Annotated in this window: 1 protein-coding gene and 1 pseudogene; both read left to right on the top strand. The window is 43.0% G+C overall.

Going from position 1 to position 3,572, the window contains the following annotated elements; all coding sequences use genetic code 11:
- The first annotated feature begins 281 nt into the window (after positions 1-281).
- Positions 282-2,018 (top strand): IS1634 family transposase, encoded by a 1,737-nt coding sequence (locus F6K57_RS39830; protein WP_293074340.1) that lies wholly within the window; start codon positions 282-284, stop codon positions 2,016-2,018.
- Between the two features lie 193 nt (positions 2,019-2,211).
- Positions 2,212-3,555, top strand: a pseudogene (locus tag F6K57_RS39825) (IS701 family transposase).
- The last annotated feature ends 17 nt before the right edge of the window (positions 3,556-3,572 follow it).

Genomic DNA, 3,572 nt, shown 5'->3' with positions numbered 1-3,572 from the left:
ACCTGTAAGTGCTCCATGGATTTGTGTTTAATCAGTTCTGGTAAAGAGGGAATGCTGTGGTCCCCTCTATCCCTTGACAATAGATAGTCCCAGCAAGCTTACCCCTAGCTTGCGACAAGTTTTTTTCCTGACTGAAGTTCCCCTGTACATTTGTACTACTATACCCAGGAAAGGCTATCCCCATAAGGGATAAGCGTGATTTAGCCTGACCCTTGTGTGCCCATGTAATTTTCCGATTTTCTTAAGATTTTGGTTGGGGGAACTTCGGCGATAATGTAGTCATGTATATAGAACGTGTTCCTAACAGAAATTCTCCTCCTGCCGTCCTTCTCAGAGAATCATACCGAGAGGGAAATAAAGTTCGTAAACGCACCCTTGCTAATTTGTCCAAATTACCTGATGATGTGATCGAAAATTTGCGTATTGTTCTGAAAGGAGGAGTCGCAATTGAAAACTATGGAGAGGCTTTTCAAATTATTCGCAGCTTACCTCATGGTCATGTATCTGCGGTATTAGGAACTCTTAACAAACTGGGAGTTCCAGATCTGCTCGACTCAAACCCCTCAAAAAATCGCTCTTTAATCATAGCAATGATAGTAGCCAGAATTATTGAGCCTCGCTCAAAATTGGCAACGGCGAGGGGATTAAATTGGAAAACTTGTTGTTCATCTTTGAGCCATATCCTCGGGTTAGAATCAGCATTGGAGGATGACTTATATGAGGCTTTAGATTGGTTACTAGTCCGACAAGCATCCATTGAAAATGAACTGGCGAAAAAGCATTTAGAAGAGGGTTCATTAGTTCTGTACGACATCAGTTCTACCTACTTTGAAGGAAAAACCTGTCCCCTAGCCAAATACGGTTATAGTCGAGACAAAAAGAGAGGAAAACTACAAATAGTATTTGGCTTACTGTGTAACCGAGAAGGATGTCCCATAGCAGTAGAAGTCTTTGAAGGAAATACATCCGATACAACGACCTTGGCAAAACAAATCGAAAAAGTCCGTGATCGCTTTGGACTATCAAGAATTATCTGGGTCGGAGATAGAGGAATGATTACTCAGACGAGAATAGACCAAGAATTGTCTTCTGGGGAGGATAAGAATTGGATTACCGCTTTGACAGCCCCTCAAATCAAAAAACTCGCCCAGCAAGAGGTGATTCAACTGGGGTTGTTTGATGAACAGAATTTAGTTGAGGTTGAATCGGTTGATTATCAGGGGGAAAGATTAATTGCTTGTCGCAACCCTTTGACTGCTGAACAAAGCGCACAAAAACGAGAAAAACTATTACAAAAAACTGAAGAAGAATTAGAAAAAATTGTCCAAGCAACTCTCCGAAAAAAAAGAGCTTTGAAAGGAGCCGAGCAAATTGGTATCCGAGTCGGTAAGGTGATTAATAAGTATCGAGTCGGTAAGTTCTTTGAACTGGAAATCACGAACAACAGCTTTTCATACTCCCGCAAGCCACAAGACTTAAAAGTCGCCGCCGCCTTAGATGGATTGTATGTAATTCGCACTTCTGTAGAGGCGGAAGTTTTAGATGCTCCAAGGACGGTCAAAGCTTACAAAAGTCTGTCTCAAGTTGAACAGGCTTTTCGTTCTTATAAGACTATGGATTTAAAAGTACGTCCCATTTATCATCACCTTGAAAGCCGAGTGAAATCTCACGTTTTTCTTTGTATGCTGGCTTATTATGTGGAATGGCACATGAAACAAGCTTTAGGGCCGATTTTGTTTGAGGATGAGGATGACACTCCTATCGATTGGGATGGGGTAACTCCTGTCAAACGTTCAAAAAAGGCTTTATCCAAAGCTCGTAGAAAGAAGACATCCCAGAATTTGCCTGTACATAGCTTTTCAACTTTGATGGCTGATCTGGGGACAATTACTCTTAACACAATTCGTTCTAAATTAGAGGGAGCTGATCTGACTTTTTTGAAAATTACTCAACCTACACCAGTCCAACAAAAGGCTTTAGATTTACTTAATGTTTCTCTGTTTGTACCCAGTAAATGACGGATAGAAAATCGGAAATCCCAAGCCATGCATAGGTTGTGCCATTTTGTCAACGAGGAACTTCAGTCCTGAGGGGGTGACATGAGCCCTTAAAAGCTTACTAGTGGGACTAAGCGCGATAATTGAAGGCATAAATAGTGCTATGCTATATAGGGTAAGTTTTTTAGGTTGGTTACTTTTTCCCTCCAATCCCATGAAAGAAACTGTTTCCACAGCAATGCCGACCTGCTCCCTTGAGATGGTGCAAGCGTTTTGATGATATCTTTCACACAAAAGCTCAAAGAAAAGAGTTTAGGCACTACCAGCGGGGGATTATTGGGAGAAAGTGAACGAAAAAACCTATCTCAGATTGCCGGAAACGCGCTCTGATGTCTCATACCACAGCCTACGGCATTTTGCGGTGCGAGCTTCCTGGAGTGAACAAGAGATTAACGAACGGCGGTTGCAAGTGATGAATAGCTGTCGTCAGACGAAAATCCCTGCGCTTTTGGCGCACGCTACGCGAACGTGGATTTGCACTAATTGTGGACGACAGCGGACAAAGCGCTTTTGGCGCACGCTACGCGAACGGAAAAGTGGAAACTTCACGCCATGGTGTCGGTCTGCCTTACATTGGGGAAATCGGGAAAACGGATAATGGAATTGTGGTGGTAACAACCCATCTGTATGATGGTCGAAAAAGTCTACCGTTAGATCTTGAGTTATATCAACACGGGAACTCATTGCCCCAGGGAAAAAAAGATCCAGCCTTCCTGAAGAAACCGGAGCTAGCCTTGGGGTTAATTGATAAGACATTAAGTCGGGGATATCATCCCGAAATTGTCCTGATAGATGCTGGATATGGAAACAATACATCATTTTTATTAGAGCTAGAAAATCGACAACTCAAGTATTTAGGAGGAATTGCTAAAAATGCGCCAAAAGCGCACGCTACGCGAACGAAAAGTGAGCGACCCGAACGTCAAAAATTCGGGAGTTACTGTTCGGGTCGATGAGGCACGCCCAAAGCCTTCCAGATGAGGCTTTCACCGTAGTTCAACTAAATCTAAATAAGTCAAAAACCCTGTGGGTTGCCACCCTAGAAGTAGAAATCTCTCGTCTGACTGGAAAAAGAAGTCTGGCTATCGTCATGAATCAACCGACTTTTAGTCAAGCCACAGATATTGACTATTTTTTGACCAATGTCGAAGGGGATGTGGTGACTCCCCAATGGGTGGTCGAGACTTACGCTCAACGAAATTGGGTGGAAGTATTTTATCGGGAAGCCAAGGGGTGGTTGGGACTCAAAGAATATCAAGTTCGCCATAAACGCAGCTTGATGAGACATTTTATCTTGGTCATGTGTGCCTATACTTTTATTCTTTGGCATCAACTTACAGGGGGATTACGAAGGCGATGGGCATCCAAACCAAAAACATTTGCTGAGGCTTTAGAAGCTTTTCGGAGTGCCATGTCTTGCCGTTTTGTCCATTGGCTCCAGGAGAATCGAGACGTATTTGTTGCTTACAAGGCGAGTAAGGGCTACATTTGGGCTTGATTTTGACTAAAGTCCCA

Origin of the sequence: Moorena sp. SIO4A5 (assembly GCF_010672005.1) — a bacterium.
GTDB lineage: Bacteria > Cyanobacteriota > Cyanobacteriia > Cyanobacteriales > Coleofasciculaceae > Moorena.
This window is presented reverse-complemented; position numbering and strand designations above follow the sequence as displayed.

Coding starts and splice junctions, on each gene's coding strand:
- F6K57_RS39830 (WP_293074340.1), top strand. CDS start 282: ATGTATATAGAACGTGTTCCTAACAGAAATTCTCCTCCTGCCGTCCTT.